The organism is Streptomyces sp. NPDC059909 (genome assembly GCF_042730885.1).
Classification (GTDB): Bacteria; Actinomycetota; Actinomycetes; order Streptomycetales; family Streptomycetaceae; genus Streptomyces.
Genome location: NZ_JBHWKX010000115.1, coordinates 1 through 15,028, shown reverse-complemented (window position 1 = coordinate 15,028; position 15,028 = coordinate 1). Strand labels below are relative to the sequence as shown.

At 71.9% G+C, this 15,028-nt stretch carries 14 protein-coding genes and 1 pseudogene; 8 read left to right on the top strand and 7 right to left on the bottom strand.

What is annotated here, in order from left to right:
* Positions 1-255 precede the first annotated feature (255 nt).
* Positions 256-1,644 (bottom strand): MFS transporter, encoded by a 1,389-nt coding sequence (locus ACFV9O_RS37220; protein ID WP_385426625.1) that lies wholly within the window; start codon positions 1,642-1,644, stop codon positions 256-258.
* Between the two features lie 126 nt (positions 1,645-1,770).
* Between ACFV9O_RS37220 and ACFV9O_RS37215 the strand changes: the two genes are divergently transcribed.
* Positions 1,771-2,406, top strand: coding sequence for a helix-turn-helix domain-containing protein (locus tag ACFV9O_RS37215; protein ID WP_385426622.1), 636 nt, complete (start codon positions 1,771-1,773; stop codon positions 2,404-2,406).
* A gap of 49 nt (positions 2,407-2,455) precedes the next feature.
* Positions 2,456-2,803 (top strand): pirin-like C-terminal cupin domain-containing protein, encoded by a 348-nt coding sequence (locus ACFV9O_RS37210; protein ID WP_385426619.1) that lies wholly within the window; start codon positions 2,456-2,458, stop codon positions 2,801-2,803.
* On the opposite strand, the gene ACFV9O_RS37205 is transcribed toward ACFV9O_RS37210, so the two are convergent.
* The gene (locus ACFV9O_RS37205) at positions 2,707-3,330 is read right to left on the bottom strand and encodes a nucleoside/nucleotide kinase family protein (protein WP_385426616.1); all 624 of its coding nucleotides are present in this window, start codon (positions 3,328-3,330) and stop codon (positions 2,707-2,709) included. The genes ACFV9O_RS37210 and ACFV9O_RS37205 overlap by 97 nt on opposite strands.
* A gap of 88 nt (positions 3,331-3,418) precedes the next feature.
* On the opposite strand from ACFV9O_RS37205, the gene ACFV9O_RS37200 reads away from it, so the two are divergent.
* Positions 3,419-3,814, top strand: coding sequence for a VOC family protein (locus ACFV9O_RS37200; protein WP_385426628.1), 396 nt, complete (start codon positions 3,419-3,421; stop codon positions 3,812-3,814).
* A gap of 54 nt (positions 3,815-3,868) precedes the next feature.
* Here ACFV9O_RS37200 and ACFV9O_RS37195 read toward each other — a convergent pair whose 3' ends face one another.
* Entirely contained in the window at positions 3,869-4,375 is a 507-nt protein-coding gene (locus ACFV9O_RS37195; RefSeq protein WP_385426613.1) for a MarR family winged helix-turn-helix transcriptional regulator, read from the bottom strand.
* A 114-nt stretch (positions 4,376-4,489) separates the two neighbouring features.
* Between ACFV9O_RS37195 and ACFV9O_RS37190 the strand changes: the two genes are divergently transcribed.
* Entirely contained in the window at positions 4,490-5,416 is a 927-nt protein-coding gene (locus ACFV9O_RS37190; protein WP_385426611.1) for a hypothetical protein, read from the top strand.
* A gap of 140 nt (positions 5,417-5,556) precedes the next feature.
* Here the strand turns inward: ACFV9O_RS37190 and ACFV9O_RS37185 are convergent, their stop codons facing one another.
* From ACFV9O_RS37185 to ACFV9O_RS37175, 3 genes are read right to left on the bottom strand one after another with little or no spacing between them, the layout of a single operon-like run.
* Positions 5,557-6,603 (bottom strand): ABC transporter ATP-binding protein, encoded by a 1,047-nt coding sequence (locus ACFV9O_RS37185; protein ID WP_385426608.1) that lies wholly within the window; start codon positions 6,601-6,603, stop codon positions 5,557-5,559.
* Positions 6,600-8,198 carry an ABC transporter permease gene (locus ACFV9O_RS37180; RefSeq protein ID WP_385426606.1) on the bottom strand — a complete coding sequence of 533 codons (1,599 nt, stop codon included), beginning with the start codon at positions 8,196-8,198 and terminating at the stop codon, positions 6,600-6,602. The genes ACFV9O_RS37185 and ACFV9O_RS37180 overlap by 4 nt, the downstream gene beginning before the upstream one ends.
* Before the next feature lie 2 nt (positions 8,199-8,200).
* Entirely contained in the window at positions 8,201-9,214 is a 1,014-nt protein-coding gene (locus ACFV9O_RS37175) for an iron ABC transporter substrate-binding protein (RefSeq protein WP_385426603.1), read from the bottom strand.
* Between the two features lie 314 nt (positions 9,215-9,528).
* On the opposite strand from ACFV9O_RS37175, the gene ACFV9O_RS37170 reads away from it, so the two are divergent.
* Positions 9,529-12,279, top strand: coding sequence for an AMP-binding protein (locus ACFV9O_RS37170; RefSeq protein ID WP_385426600.1), 2,751 nt, complete (start codon positions 9,529-9,531; stop codon positions 12,277-12,279).
* 32 nt (positions 12,280-12,311) lie between these two features.
* Here ACFV9O_RS37170 and ACFV9O_RS37165 read toward each other — a convergent pair whose 3' ends face one another.
* A complete protein-coding gene (locus ACFV9O_RS37165; protein WP_385426597.1) occupies positions 12,312-12,803 on the bottom strand; it encodes an ATP-binding protein in 492 nt (163 codons plus the stop codon).
* A 157-nt stretch (positions 12,804-12,960) separates the two neighbouring features.
* Between ACFV9O_RS37165 and ACFV9O_RS37160 the strand changes: the two genes are divergently transcribed.
* From ACFV9O_RS37160 to ACFV9O_RS37150, 3 genes and pseudogenes are all read left to right on the top strand, one after another.
* Positions 12,961-13,782, top strand: a complete 822-nt coding sequence (locus ACFV9O_RS37160; RefSeq protein ID WP_385426594.1) for a Scr1 family TA system antitoxin-like transcriptional regulator — start codon at positions 12,961-12,963, stop codon at positions 13,780-13,782.
* Positions 13,779-13,964 (top strand): DUF397 domain-containing protein, encoded by a 186-nt coding sequence (locus ACFV9O_RS37155; RefSeq protein ID WP_385426590.1) that lies wholly within the window; start codon positions 13,779-13,781, stop codon positions 13,962-13,964. Before ACFV9O_RS37160 ends, ACFV9O_RS37155 begins: the two co-directional genes overlap by 4 nt.
* Positions 13,928-15,028 (top strand): annotated as a pseudogene (locus ACFV9O_RS37150) (hypothetical protein); the annotation flags it as partial. The gene ACFV9O_RS37155 and the pseudogene ACFV9O_RS37150, both read left to right, overlap by 37 nt.

Genomic DNA, 15,028 nt, shown 5'->3' with positions numbered 1-15,028 from the left:
GTCCAACTCCACCTCCTCGATCTCCTCGACACCGACATCGGGCAAACCCGCTGGCCACAGACCTGAAACGGTGACCCGCGAAGTACGGGCCTAGATGTACGAGGCCATGACGTCGGTGACGCCCCGACGTAGTCGAGCTGCCGGGGGCCTGTTCTCAACGGCCGTATGGGTTCGCAATGGGGCGAGTTCGGCAGCGCTCGACGAGGCGGCGGCGCCCTTCAACGGACAAGGGTGCGTTGCGGTGAGTCACGTGGCTCACCGCGCTTGTGGGGAGGCGGGGCCCGTGGTGGCCTCCTTCGGCCGTGATGCGTGGGCGACGAGGAAGAGCAGTACGCCACAGGTGGCGACCAGGATCCAGCCCGGGCGGGACGCGTGTGCGAGCCCCGTCGGGCTGGTGGCCGTGACCAGGCCGCCGGCGAGAGCGATGCCGAGGGCGGAGCCAAGTTGCCGTGCGGTGGAGGTGATCGCCCCGGCCACGCCGGCACGGGCGGGTGGCAGTCCATTGACCGCGGTGTTGGTGATCGGGGCGTTGGCGAAGCCGAACCCGATGCCGATGAGCGAGTATGCGGCCAGAAGCAGGAGCACGCTCGTGTGCGGGGTGAGCCGAACCAGGCAGAGCCCGCCGACCGTGATGAAACCGCCGGCAAGGAGCAGCGGCAGCCGCGGTCCCGTGCGGCCGACCATGCGGCCGGACCAGGGGGCGCAGACGGTCGCTCCGACGGCCAAGGGCAAGGTCGCCACGCCGGCGGCCAGCGGCGTCCATTCCCGGGTGTGCTGCAGGTAGAGGGTGTTCAGCAGCAGTGTCATGTTCAGGGCGACGAAGACCGCCACCGCGCCCACGACGGCACCGCTGAAGACCGGGCGCCCGAAGAGCCGCAGATCCATCAGCGGCTCACGTCGGCGGGACTCGACCCACACGAATCCGGCTGTCGCCACGGCAGCCCATGCGTATCCCGCCAGCGCCGCAGGCGACGTCCAGCCGATGCGCGGCCCTTCGATCAGGACGCCGACCACGACTGCGAGGACCATGGTCAGCAGGACCTGGCCGGGCAGGTCGAGCCGCCGGGCCCGCTGTGCCCGGGACTCCGGCACGAACACCGCACTGAGCAGCAGAGCGGCCGCGATGACCGGTGCGTTGATCCAGAACAGCGCCCGCCAGCCGAGCCCCGCGAGCAGCGCGCCGCCCGTCACGGGACCGGCGGCCATGCTCAGCCCGAACACCGACGCCCAGATGCCGATCGCCTGCGCCCGTTCCTTCGGGTCCGGCATCGCGTTCACCACGATCGCGAGCGCCACGGGGCTGAGCATCGAGGCGCCGATGCCCTGCAGAGCGCGGGCCGCGATGAGTACGCCCGCCGACGGGGCGAGCGCGCAGACCAGTGAGGCCCCGCCGAACACGGCCAGCCCGCACTGGAACACCCGGCGGCGTCCGAAGCGATCCGCCAGTGCGCCGGAGGAGATCAGGAGACTGGCCAGGACGAGGGTGTAGGCGTCCACGATCCATTCGAGACCGCGCGTGTCGACATCCAGGCCGCGCCCGATGGCCGGCAGACCCACATTGACGATGGTGGTGTCCAGGCCCACCAGGAACATGCTCAGGCAGCAGACGGCCAGTACCGTCCAGCGCCTGCGCGCACTCAGCATGGGCTGAACAGGGTGAGTCGTCGCGGTCAAGGTCCACCTCTCACGTCCGGGAACACTGCCCGGCAAGGATCGGAGCGGACGACGACCACAGCCCATCAATTTTGCGAACACTGCAAAACTTGATCCATGAACACAGGATCCAAGGATGCGGAGCTGGAGCAGATTCTCGACGGCATCGGGCCCCGGCTGCGCAGGCTGCGCCGGGAACGGGGACTCACGCTCGAGGCACTCGCAGCCACGACCGGGATCTCCGTCAGCACACTGTCCCGGGTGGAATCGGGCAAGCGGCGCCCGACTCTGGACCTGCTCATCCCGCTGGCACGGGCGCACCACGTCGCACTCGACCAACTGGTGGCGGCGCCGGCCAGCGGTGACCCTCGGGTGCACCTCCGGCCCGTGCACAAGGAGCGCGGCAGCGTCCTCGTGCCCCTCACGCAGTACCCGGGCCGAGTCCAGGTCTTCAAGCAGGTACTGGCACCCCGCCAGCCGGAACTGGTCACCCACGAGGGCTACGAATGGCTCTACGTCCTCGCCGGTCGGCTACGCCTCATCCTCGGGGCGCAGGACTTCACGCTGCGGCCCGGCGAAGTGGCCGAGTTCGACACCACCGAGCCCCACTGGTTCGGCCCCGCGGACACGAGCACCGTGGAGATCCTGCACCTGTTCGGTCCACGAGGAGACCAAGCCATCGTCCGCGCCAGACCGTCCACAACCGATCCCGCCCCGCCGACCGCCCCGAACCCACCGTCAACAACGTCATGACCCGCAACACCTGCTAGGACCGGGCCCGTCCAACGAATGTCACCCGGGCGTGGGCCGGTCTGCGTGGGCGGGTCCAGGCAGGGCTGGTCTCCGTGGCCGGGTCCAGGTAGCCCGGGTCTGGCTGAACGAACCGGTCGCCCGGTACGGGCCGTTCGTCATGAACACCGGCCAGGAGATCCACCAGGCCATCGAGGACTACCAGCGGCGGCCGGATGGGTCACGTCCCGGCCACCAACCTGGACACCAAGTCCCCCTGAGGCACCACCCGGCGGGATCCCTGATCCCCGGGACAGTGCCTGATCAGTCCATTCGCACCGTCAGATGGGCCCGGTGCCGGCTGTGCGCGACAAGGCGGGCGTTGGCCTCGTCGGAGTCCCTGACCCAGCGCTCGGCGTAAGGGCGTTCCTTGCCGAAGCGGGCGTGCCGGTCGATGAGGCGGGGCACGCGTCGTACGTCGTGCAGGTCGAGGTACCACGCCTCGTCGAGGAGGGCGCGGATCCGGGCCCAGTGGCCCTCGTCGTGCAGGAGGTAGTTGCCCTCGGTGATGACGAGCGGCAGGTCCGGGGCCACGGGGATGCTGCCGGCCACCGGCTGCTCCAGGCCGCGGTCGAAGGCGGGCGCGTACACGGTCGTGCCCGCCTCGGGGGCGCGCAGCCGGGCGAGCAGGGCGGCGTAACCGGCGGCGTCGAAGGTGTCCGGCGCGCCCTTGCGGGCGGCCCGGCCGAGCCGCTCCAGTTCGGCCTGGGCCAGGTGGAACCCGTCCATGGGTACGAGCACGGCGAGCCCGCCCAGCCGCGCCACGAGCTCCTCGGCGAGCGTCGACTTTCCGGCCCCGGGCGGCCCTGCGATGCCGAGGATACGGCGGGCACCGGGGCGGGCGAGGCGCCGGGCGCGGTCGGTGAGCTGCTCGATCGACGGGTCCATGCCGGGCATTGTGCCGGGCTCGCGGCGGCACCCGTCGGCGATACTGGTGCGCCCCCACCGAGGAGAACCGATGTCCACGCCCGCGCCCCTGCCCCGTATCGCCCTGATCACGCTGGTCGTACGTGACTACGACGAGGCCATCGCCTTCTACCGGGACGCCCTCGGCTTCACGCTGGTCGAGGACACGGACCGCGGGGACGGCTCGCGCTGGGTCGTCGTCCGCCCGGGCGGCAAGGCGGTCACGGCCGGTACGGATCTGCTCCTCGCCCGCGCGAACGGCGACGAGCAGCTGGCGAGCGTCGGCGCGCAGACCGGCGGCCGGGTCGGCTTCTTCCTCCACACCGACGACTTCGCCCGCGACCACGCCCGGATGACGGCCGCGGGGGTGCGCTTCCTGGAGGCGCCCCGACACGAGCCGTACGGCACGGTCGCCGTCTTCGAGGACCTGTACGGCAACCGCTGGGACCTGCTGCAGCCGGCGTAGGGCAGCGACCGCTCGCACCTACGGCGGGGCCTCGGCGGCCGGGGGCGATGCGCCCTACGGCGTCGGCCGCGCCGTTTCCGGTGCGGCGGTGGCCAGGCTCACGTTGGCCGTCAGCCGGCGCAGCAGGTTCTGCGCGGTCGTGATCTCTTCGGGCGTGAGCCCCATGGCGTCGCCGATCGCCGGAGGGACGGTGCGGATGCGCTCGCGCAGCGCCGCACCCTGCTCCGTGAGCGCTACTTCGACGACCCGTTCGTCGTCGGCGCGTCGTTGCCGCTTGAGCAGGCCGTTGGCCTCCAGGCGCTTGAGCAGGGGCGTGAGCGTCCCGTAGTCGAGATGCAGGGCGGTCACCACATCCTTGACGGGCGTGGTGCCGTGTTGCCACAGCACGAGCATGACCAGGTACTGGGGGTAGGTCAGGCCGACGGCGTCGAGCAGGGGCCGGTACACGCTGGTGACGGCTCGTGAGGCGGCGTACAGGGTGAAGCAGAACTGGTCGTCCAGGAGCAACGAGGGCTCCGGGGCTTCGGCCAGGGCGGGGGCGGAGGCGTCTGGGCTGCTCACGGACTGGTTCCTTCCTTCGGTCGCCGGCCGGTGCGTAGTCCCAGCATCGTCTCACATCCCTGGTAAGCAAGCACCTCGACCACACTTATCTTGTGTACAAGTAAATAGTGACCGGTGGCCGGGGACGCGGCGCGGCGGGCGACCGTGCTGCGCGCAGCCCAGTACGACCGCCAGGACGGCGATCTCCCGCTCCTGCGGCACCTGCTGGAGCGGGAGGTCGCCGACGCGGGGCACGGCGACGAACTGCGCCTCGCGGCCGTGCTGGTGGGCCGCCATGGACTGGCCGAGGACGCCGTGCTGCTGTGCGGGGCGCCGCTGTGGCTCTCGAAAGAGCCGGAGGCTCGCGCCGAGTGGGCGCGCGAGCACGGCGCGAAGCACTACGGCGAGGACCTGTCCGCCGCACCGCAGTTGACGTGGGTGACCCTGGCCCGCCTCCAGGGCCGTACCGAACACGCCCGGGTCGCCCTGATCCGGATGCTGGACGACACGGGTCCCGATGCGCGCCGGTTGAGCGGCATCGCCCGGGAGCTGGCACTGCTCGGCGACTTCGCCCAGGCCGCGCGAGCGCAGTACAACGTCACATCACTGCAGGACACGGCATGGGACCGGGCATCGGCGGGCCTCGAGCTGGCCACGTACGAGAGGTGCGCCGGCAACCTCCCGGGAGCCTGCCGTGCGCTGGAACGCGTCGTCGTCGCCCTGGAGCCGGCCCCGGCGAGCGCCCCCGGTCACGATCACGATCCCGATCAGCTCCAGTTGGACCTCGGGATCGAACCGCCGCCCGCCGCCAAGGACCAGGACGCCGTGCCGGACTGGCGGCGACGGCGCCGGTTCGGCGGAGTGATCACCGAGGAGTACCTCCAGCTCGCTCTCGCCGCGGCAGAGTCGGGCGACGCGGCACTGGCCCGCGAGGCCATCGCCCACGGCAAGGCGCTGCTCAAGGAGATCGCCGAGCCTGGGCGCAGGGCTCTCGGGCCGCTGGCCCAGGAGGCGAAGTGGGCGGTGGCACGGCTGCCGCGTCAGCGCGGCCTCGACGTTTGACCGATCCGCCCGCAAGCGCTCGGACCATCGGGGCCCGCCCCGCAGGCAACGCCCGCGCCGGCCGGTCGGCCACGTCAAGGAGCGGCCGCCCCCCAGGGAGTCACCCCCTCAACCGACGACACCGCCGGCCAATCGCCCCCTCAACCGGTCGCCGGGTGGAGCGTCGCCTCTCCCGTCACGCGGATACCGGTCTGCCCGCCCGCGCGCACAGGCACCGGACCGGGGACCCGGACGCCGATCGGCCCGTCCACGCCGTCGACGGCGACGGTGACCATGGCGTCGTGGCCGTAGAAGCGGACGTCGGTCACCGTGCCCCGGACGTCCGCCGAGGCGGGGTCGGTCAGCTGCAGCTGTTCCGGACGGAGCAGCACCCGGCCCTCGCGGAGTCCGCCGGGCGGGCCCGCCAGGGCGATGCGGCCGAGGGGGGTCGTCGCTGTGCCGTTGTCCGCGGCGCCGGTGACAAGGACCGCGTCGCCGACGAACGCGGCCACCCAGGGATCGGCGGGGCGGTGGTACAGCTCCTGGGGGGCGGCGCACTGCGCCACGCGGCCGTCCCGGACGACCGCGACGAGGTCCGCCGTGGACAGGGCCTCCTGCTGGTCGTGGGTGACCAGGACAGCGGTGGCGCCGGTGGCCCGGAGGGCGGCGCGCACATCGTCGCGTACGCCGGCCCGCAGGGCGCTGTCCAGGGCGTTGAACGGCTCGTCGAGCAGGACGAGCTGGGGCTCCGGGGCCAGGGCGCGGGCGAGGGCGACGCGCTGCTGCTGTCCGCCGGAGAGTTCGTGCGGCATACGGTCGCCGTAGCCGCCGAGCCCGACCAGCTTCAGCATCTCGTCGACGCGGCGCCCGCGCCCGTGCCGGTCCAGGCCGGTCAGGCCGAACGCCACGTTGCGGGCCACGCTGAGGTGCGGGAAGAGGGCACCTTCCTGGGGCACGATGGCGATGCGGCGGCGCTCCGGCGGCAGATGCACGCCAGGGGCGCTGAGGGTGCGTCCACCGAGCGTGACGCTGCCCGCGTCGGCGCGCAGAAAGCCGGCGACGATGCGCAGCAAAGTGGTCTTGCCGCAGCCCGAGGGGCCGAGGACGGCGGCCAGCGAGCCGGCCGGGACGGTGAGGTCGAGTCCGTCGAGTACCGTGGCGCCGGGGCCGTATGCCTTGGCCACTCCCGTGAGGTGAAGGTCGGTCATGTTCTGTGCCTTCCGAGGAGGTAGGACGGGACGGCGGCCAGAAGGATCAGTGCGGCGGCGTAGGGGGCCGCGGCGGCGTACGATCCGGCGCCGGTCTCCGTCCACAGGCGGGTGGCCAAGGTGTCCATTCCGGTGGGCCGCAGCAGCAGGGTCGCGGGCAGTTCCTTCATGCAGACCACGAAGGTCAAGGCGGCTCCGGCGGCGACACCGGGCGCGGCGAGCGGCACGGTGACCTCGCGCAGCACCCCCAGCGGTGAACGGCCGAGCGAGCGGGCGACGTCCTCCAGCACGGGCGGAGCCTGGAGGACGGCCGCCCGGATGGCGGCCACGGCGACCGGCAGGAACAGCACCGCGTACGCGCAGACAAGCAGCGGGAGTTCCTGGTAGAGCGGGCGGGCGTAGCGGACCGCGAAGAACACCAGCGCGAGGGCGACGGTGATGCCGGGCAGGGCGTGCCCCGCGTACGCGGCCTGCTCCAGCAGTTGCGCGGTCCGGCCGCGGTGGCGGGCCGCGATCACACCGACCGGCAGGGCGAGCAAGGTGGTGAGCGCGGCGCCCGCCGCGGCCACACCCAGCGTGGTGAGCGCCGTGTCGGTGAGCAGCGCGGGCTCCCAGGTCGCCGACGAGCCGACGGCCAGCCAGTAGCCGAGCACGGCCAGCGGGAAGCCGACGGCCACGACGACGACGGTCCCGCACCAGGCGAGCGCGGGCAGCCGCAGCCGGCCGAGCGCGACGGGCACCGCCGGGCGTGCGGTGCCCCTGCCGGTCCTGGCGTGTCCGGCGCGGCCCCGGGTGCGGGCCTCCGCCGCCACCAGCGCCACGGTCATGATCACGAGTACGGCGCTGAGCGCGGCGGCCGGGGTGCGGTCGAAACTCGCCCGGTACGAGGTGTAGATGCCGCGGGTAAAGGTGTCATATCGCATCAGTGACACGGCACCGAAGTCCGACAGTACATAGAGCGCGACCAGCAGCCCGCCACCGGCGGCGGCCGGTCGCAACTGGGGGAGCGTGACGCGCAGGAACGTGCGCAGCGGGCCGTGGCCGAGCGAGCGGGACACCTCCTCCTCCGCGGGATCGATGCCGCGCAGCGCGGCGGCTACGGGCAGGTACACGTACGGAAAGCTGACCAGGGTCATCGCCAGTGCGGCCCCGGTGAACCCGGCGAGCCAGGGCGCGGCGGACAGCCAGGAGAACGCCGCGACATAGCTGGGCACGGCCAGCGGCAGCGTCACGAGTACCGACCAGGCGCGGGCGCCGGGGAGCGCCGTGCGCACGGTCAGCCAGGCCAGGGACACGCCGAGCACCAGGCAGGCCGCGACGACGACGACGGCGAGTCCGAGGCTGCGCAGGAGGAGCAGCCCGGTCCGCTCGTCGGCGACGACGTCCAACGCGAAGGCGGGGCCGCGCTCCAGTGCCCGTACGGCCAGGTAGCCGAGCGGCAGCACGGCGAGCGCCGCTGCCACGCAGGCGGGGAGGAGCAGCGGCCAGGAGGGCCGGACCGCGGCGCGCGACCGCCCGGCGGGCGCGGGGGCGCCTGCCGGGCGGGACGGGCGGGTGTCGTGACGCGTCCGGATGGGGGATTCCGGTGTGGTCACGGTCAGACCATTCCGACGTCCTGGAGCATGGCCAGTGTCGCCTTCAACGAGTCGAGTTGGCCCAGGTCGATCTTCGGCGGCTGGAGGGAGTCCAGCGGTGGCACGCCTTCGGCCTGCTTGACGCCCGCGGCCAGCGGGTACTCCTTGGTCTCCTCGGCGAAGTAGCGCTGCGACTCGGCGGACAGCAGGAAGTCGGCGGCCTTCTGTGCGTACGCGCTCTGCTGCTTGTCGGCGCCCTTCATCAGGCCCACCCCGGCGACGTTGACCAGGCCGCCCGGGTCGCCCTTGGGCAGGTAGTGCACCTTGGCCTTGAGCTTGTCCGCGCCCTTCTCGGCCGCCTTCTCGTACCAGTAGTAGTGGTTGAGCAGGCCGAGGGGCACCTCGCCGGAGTCGACGGCGTCGAGGACGTTGAGGTTGCTCTCGTACGCCTTCGGTTTGTTGGCCTTCAGGCCCTCCAGCCAGGCGCGGGTGGCGTCGTCACCCTCCAGGACGCGCATGCCGGTGACGAACGCCTGGAAGGAGGCGTTGGTCGGGTTGTAGCCGATCTTGCCCTTCCACTCGGGCTTCACCAGGTCGTGCACGCTGTCCGGGGGCGTGGTCACCTTCTCGGAGTTGTACGCGATGACGCGGACGCGCCCGCTGACGCCGACCCAGTCACCGGCGGCGCTGCGGTAGGTCGGTGCGACCTTGTCGAGAGTCGTCTGCGGCAGCGGCGCGAGCCGGCCCTCCTTGGACAACGCGCCGAGCGCGCCCGCGTCCTGCGACAGGAAGAGGCCCGCCTCGGTCTTGTCGCCCTCCTCGAGGAGCTGTGCCGAGAGTTCGGCGCTGTCGCCGTAGCGGACCTCGACGGTGGTGCCGAGGTGCTCCTCCAGCTTCTCGATGAGGGGCCCGACGAGGTTCTCGTTCCGGCCGGAGTAGATGACGAGCCCAGCGGGCTCGTCGCTGCAGCCGGCGAGGGCAGGCAGGAACAGGGCTGCCGCGGCGGCGGCGAGACTGCGGGCCAACGGGCGTCGCATGAGGGTGAAGCCTTCCTGACGTGCTCACCGCCGTCACGCGGGGCGATGCCGCGTGGGGCGCGACCGGTGCCGGGGAGAGAACCAACGAATCAGAGCATTGGTAAGGTAAAGCTCACCTAAGAGTCAATAGGGTCATCGGTAACGGCTTGGACACGGGGGGCGAGGCGTGAACGGGCCACCAGACCCTCCGGGCCTCATCACCCGTACTGGTCACGGCAGTTGACGGACGCCGGGGGAATCTCCCGCCCCCGCCGCCTCGGCGAACGACGACCGACCCCCTTCCCGATAAGGGAAGGCTTACCTACGATACGCCCGTGACGCTCCACCCCGCACCGCCCGCCGGCGGCAGAACACTGCTCCTCGCCCATCGCCTCGCGACGCATGGCGACCGCGCCGCCCTCATCACCGCCGATGGCGAGATCTCCTACCGCGAGCTCGTTGCTCGGGTCGCCGACGCCGCGCTGCGCCTGGGCACCGAGCGGCGGCTCGTGCTCCTGCCCGGCGCCAACACCGCCGAGGCCCTGGTCCTCCATCTGGCCGCGCTGTCGATGGGACATCCCTTGCTCCTCGTCCCCGGCGACCACCCGGAGGCCGTGGAGTCGCTGATCGCGGCGTACGACCCCGATGTCGTCGTACGGCCGGCGGCCGGAGAGTGGGAGATCGAGGAGCGGCGCGCGGTCTCCGCCCACGACCTGCACCCGGACCTCGCCCTGCTGCTCAGCACGTCCGGTTCGACCGGGTCGCCGAAGCTGGTCCGGCTCTCGCACGACAACCTCCAGGCGAACGCCGAGGCGATCGCCACGTATCTCGGCATCCGCGACACCGACCGGGCCGCGACGACCCTGCCGATGCACTACTGCTACGGACTCTCCGTCGTCCACAGCCATCTGCTGCGCGGCGCGGGCCTCGTCCTCACCGGGCTGTCGGTGGCGGACTCCTGCTTCTGGGACCTCTTCCGCCGGGCCCGTGGCACCTCCCTCGCCGGCGTCCCGTACACCTTCGACCTGCTCGACCGGGTCGGCTTCGCCGACCTGGACCTGCCGCATCTGCGGTACGTGACCCAGGCCGGCGGCCGGCTGGCGCCCGACCGTGTGGCGCGCTACGCCGCACTGGGCGAACGCCGCGGCTGGGACCTGTTCGTCATGTACGGCCAGACCGAGGCGACCGCCCGCATGGCCTATCTGCCGCCCGATCTCGCGGCCGCGCACCCCGCGTCGATCGGCGTGCCGGTCCCCGGCGGCTCGTTCCGCCTCGAACCGGTCGAGGACCACCCCGGCGCGGACACCGGGGAGCTCGTGTACTCCGGGCCGAACGTCATGCTGGGCTACGCCCGCACCCCGGACGACCTCTCGCTCGGCCGGACCATCGACGAACTGCGCACCGGTGACATCGCACGACGCACCCCCGAGGGGCTCTACGAGATCGTCGGGCGCCGCAGCCGGTTCGTGAAGATCCTCGGCCTGCGGATCGACCCGCAGCGCGTCGAAGCGATGCTCGAACGGCACGGGGTCGCGGCTCTGTGCACCGGCGACGACGACGCCCTCGCCGTCGCGGCCGTCGCGTCGGGCGACACGGGCGACACGGGCGACTCGCGCGACCCCGGCGACTCAGGCGACTCAGGCGACCCCGGCGCCTTCGACGAACGGCGCATACGACGGCTGGTCGCGGACGAGTGCGGCCTGCCGACAGGCGCAGTCCACGTCCAGGTCGTGGACGAGCTGCCCCGCCTGCCCACCGGCAAGCCCGACTACCGGGCGGTACGCGCGCTCGCCCACCACCCCGACCGCGACGGCATCGCGAACACCCCCTCCACCGACGACGCCGCTGAGGCCCTGTGCGAGCTGTACGCGCAGATCCTCGACCGGACGGACGTGACGGAGGACAGCACCTTCGTCGGCCTCGGGGGCGATTCGCTGTCGTACGTGGAGATGTCCATCCACCTGGAGGACCGGCTCGGTCATCTGCCGCACAACTGGCACACGACGTCGATCCGCGAACTGCTGAGGCCGCCCGAGCAGAAGCCCCCCGCCGCACGGTCCCGCTCCCGGTCCTCCCGATCCCGAAGACGCACATTGGAGACCGGTGTCGCCCTGCGCGCCGCCGCGATCTTCTGCGTCGTCGGCTCGCACATCGGCGTCTTCACGATCAGGGGCGGAGCCCATCTGCTGCTCGCGGTCGCCGGGTACAACTTCGCCCGCTTCCACCTCACCGACGCCGGACGGCGCGAACGCGTCCGCCGCGTCCGCCGCAGCATCACCCGCATCGCCCTGCCCAGCATGGCCTGGATCGGCTTCGCCCTCCTCATCAGCGACGACTACACATGGGACAATCTCTTCCTCCTGCACAACGCCCTGAGGCCGCAGGACATGGGGTCGGGCATCCACACCTGGTTCATCGAGGCCCTGGTCTACATCCTGATCGCCGTCGTCGCCGTCCTGTGCGTCCCCGCCGTGGACCGGGCCGAGCGGCGCTTCCCGTACGGCCTTCCCGTGGCGCTCGCGGGCCTCGGCCTGCTCACCCGATACGAACTCGTCGGCCTCCCGCAGCGCTCCCAGATGACGGACGCGGTCACCGTCTTCTGGCTGTTCGCGCTCGGCTGGGCGGCGGCGAAGTCCCGCACGGTGCCGCAGCGGCTGCTGGTCACGGCGGCCGCGATCGCCACCGTGCCGGGGTTCTTCCCCGGCGAGCCCTGGCGCGAGGCGATCGTCGTCGCCGGGTTCACGCTGCTGGTGTGGGTGCCCACACTGCCCAGCCGGGAGCGCGTCAACCAGGTCGCCGGTCTCACGGCAACCAGCTCGATGTACATCTATCTGACGCACTGGCAGATCTACCCGCTCATCGACGGATTCTCGAAGCACCTGGCCCTGCTCGTCTCGCTGGTCTTCGGCATCGCCTACGGGACCGCGGTGGTACGGCTGATGCGGGGCCTACCCCTCTTGCCCGCGCGGACTTCCCTGTCCTCGCTGAGGTCCCTGTCCTTCCTGTCCTCGCTGGCCTTCGCGCCGTCTCCCACGCCGCGGAGGGAGCCGGCCTCCGCGCCGGCCCCGCGGCGCGCGGTCGACTGACGGGTGGTGCCCGGTTACTCGGAGGGTCGTGTTCAGCCCCTGCCCCCCGCTTCAGGACCGGAACGGGGGAACAGGCCCTGGCACGGCAGGTCCAGTTCCGCGCGGACCGTCTTCCCGACGGGTACGCGGTCGAGCACCGCCCACCGGTCGGCGAGCGCGGCCACGAGCACCAGCCCCCGGCCGCTCTCCGCGACCGGAGACGGCAGGGCGACATCCCCGGGCCCCGGCGGACGGCGCTCACCGCGGGTGTCGGAGACCTCGATGCGGACGCTTCCGGGAGTGCGGACGATCCGCAGCTCGAAGTCCCGGCCCGGTACGCGGCCGTGGGTCACGGCGTTCGCCGCCAGCTCGGCGACGAGCACGGCGAGGATGTCGGACGCCTCGGTCCCGTGCGGGATGCCCCAGCTGTCCAGCTGATGGAGCGCGAGATGCCGGGCGAGCCGCGCGCCGCGCGGGGTCGAGCTGAATCGCTGCCTGAACACACGTACGCTGACCGGCTGTTGATGGGTGCTGGGGGACGTCATGGCCCCAATGTGGCCTGCGGGCAGGCCCTTTCTCCAGGCAGGCGCCGCGTACGCTGCGTCAGCGTACGCGCACGCGGAGTGGACAGTACGCGTAACCGGCCGTGACGATGAGCCGGTTGAGAGTGGCAGCGGGGCAGGAGTGCGGAAGGTGGCCGACATGACGGACGGTGTGGAGCCGGAATCCTCGGACAGTCTGAGGACGTTCGGCGCGGTGGTTCAGGCGCTGCGCGAGCACGCAGGGCTCAGCCGGGAGCAGTTCGCGCCGCTGGTGCGGTTCTCCAAGCACACGGTGGCGTCGGTCGAGCTGGGGCGCCGCATGCCGGACGACGAGTTCGTGGAGCTCGCGGAGGCCGCCCTGGGCAACACGGGGGCGCTGCGAAAGGCGGCGCTGCATCTGTCGCGGCAGCCGGGACTGGCGGCATGGTTCCGGCGCTGGGCGAGGCTGGAGGCGGTCGCGCTCAGCCTCTGCACGTACGAATGCCGGTTGATTCCGGGCCTGTTGCAGACGGAGGCGTACGCGCGGACACTCTTCGTCAATCAGCTTCCACCGCTGGGGGACGAGCAGATCGAGGCCCAGCTGGCGGCGCGGCTGGAACGGCAGCGGTTACTGCGGGAGCGACCGAACACCGCGTACAGCTTCATCCTCGAAGAGCACCTGCTCCTGCGGCGCACGGGCGGGACGCAGGTCACCAGGGACCTCGTCGACCACATCCTCGACCTCAACGAGCTGAGGAACATCGAGATCCAGGTCATGCCGCAAGTGCGGGAGCACCACGCGGGGCTTGACGGTCCCATGCAACTGCTGGAGACCCCGGACAACAAGTGGCTCGGGTACTGCGAGGGGCAGCGCGGCGGCCAGTTCATCTCCGACCCGAAAGAGATCAGCGTGCTCCAGATGCGGTATGCCAGGATGCGTTCACAGGCTCTCTCACTGGACGACTCCGTGAGCCTGCTGCGGCGGATGCGAGGAGTGCTATGAGCACCACACAACTGGTCTGGTTCAAAAGCAGCTACAGCGGCGGCGACGGCGACAGTTGCGTCGAAGTCGCCCTCTCCTCCACCACCGTCCACGTCCGCGACTCCAAGGACGCGCAGGGCCCCCAGCTCGCCCTCTCCCCCGCCGCGTGGACTGGCTTCGTCGCGTACGCGACCCAGGACTGACCCCGTACGCCACCACCGCACCACAGGTGATTCCCATCGGTAGTTCCCGTGCCTCGACGCTGATGCGTTGGCTCCGCACCCTCGACACCGACCGGCTGCGCCGTGTGCTGGACGCACGACCCGACAGTACGCGGGCGCCGGAGCCGCGCACCCTCGGTGAGCTGGCCGATCGGTTGCAGCGGCCGGGCTCGGTCGTACAGGCCCTGACCCGGCTGCCGCTGCCCTGTCTGCAGGTCGCCGAGGCGCTCGCGGCCCTGCCGGCCCCCGTGGCCCGTACAGAGCTGGACCGCCTGCTCGATGCGGACGCGGGCGAGCTCGAGCCCGTTCTGCACGCCCTCGCCGATCACGCGCTGGTCTGGCCGGGACCCACCGGTGAGCCGCACCTGGCGCCCGCTCTGCGCCGGGGCTGGGAAGCGCCCCTCGGCCTCGGTCCCGGGCTCGACGAACTGCTGCCCGCCCGGTCGTCCGAGGAGCTCCGCAGGATCGTGAGGGCTCTCGGCCTGGCACCGGGCACAACGAAGCAGCAGCGCATCGACGCCGTACTGGATCACCACGCCGATGCGGACAGACTGCGGGCGCTGATCGACTCGGCACCGCCGGGCGCCCGCGAGCTGCTGGAACGAGGCTCGGCCCCGCCGGATCAGCCTCTCATCATGTACAGCTCCTCCCGCACGTCGGACAGCGCCGCCGAACGCTGGCTGCTGGAGCGGGCGTTGCTCGTGGGCCGGGAATGGCCGCCCGAGCCCGCGAGGGTGCCCGCCGAGGTCACGCGGGCGCTCCGGGGCCCCGACTGGCACGCGCCCTTCGACCCGGCGCCCTCCGACCCTCCGCTCGTGGCGCTCACCACGGCCGACGTGGAGCGCGAGGCCACCGCCGCGGCCACCGCCTTCGCCGGGCAGGCCGCAGCGGTGCTCGCCGAGTGCGCGGCCCGGCCTGCGTCCGCGTTGAAGTCCGGCGGGATCGGGGCGCGTCAACTTCTCGGCCGTAAACGACCGAGCCTGTTGACTCGGTCGTCTACACCTTGTCGCGCTCCCGGCTGCCCCCTACGACGGGACGGCCACGGG